The 759-nt window shown below is 40.7% G+C and carries 1 protein-coding gene; it reads right to left on the bottom strand.

What is annotated here, in order from left to right:
• On the bottom strand, positions 1-437 hold a 437-nt coding region (locus tag R7Q48_RS26850), incomplete at its 3' end, for a Crp/Fnr family transcriptional regulator (RefSeq protein WP_318133286.1).
• Positions 438-759 lie beyond the last annotated feature (322 nt).

Here is a 759-nt window from a genome sequence, read left to right as displayed (position 1 = left end):
TCATTGCCATCGGAGCGACTAGAGATCGCATTGCGAAGCCGAGCGCTATCTTCAAGCTCCATAAAATCCGCGAAGTTTTCAAACTCGTCGCAAAGTTCGTTGAAGATGTTCTCAGGAATGCAATACACCAAGGTGTCTTCAATCGCTTTTGCTGGCATACGAACGCGGTTGTTCATGAGCAACCCCATTTGCCCGAACAGGCCACCAGCATCAATACGGTTATAAAGTTCACCTTTGCGTCGATAAATCTCTACTGCACCACTGCGCACCATATACAAATCGCGAATCGTATCGCCAAATTTGAGGATGTCGGTACCTTGACGGAAATACGCCACTTCTGCATGAATGGCGATTTTTTTTAACTGCTCTTCTGGCAGTTCATCGAAAGGAGGATGTTGGCTAATGAAATTGAGTACTTCTAACTGCTCGGCTTCCATTCTTTATTCCATGCGTTGCCTAAAGTAACCAGATCAATATCATCTCGATTTAGCATAAGCAACAGATAACGCTAAGACTTCTGCTTACCTCATCATGTTATGTTTGCTTCTTCCAAACACAGATTTGAACTCTAATCATTTCACTATTCTTTCTGCCTCTAAATACTGAGCAACAAATATGCAACCCTACTGTGCCGACATGTATTAAAAACTTAAAAATAAATTCAACGTCGTGTTTATCGCCTAAAAACACAAACGAACACATTCATAACCAAATGTTTTAAAAAGACTTATCAATAAAACAACGAAAGTTCATTACTAC

Source organism: Vibrio sp. 378 (assembly GCF_033339435.1).
This window is presented reverse-complemented; position numbering and strand designations above follow the sequence as displayed.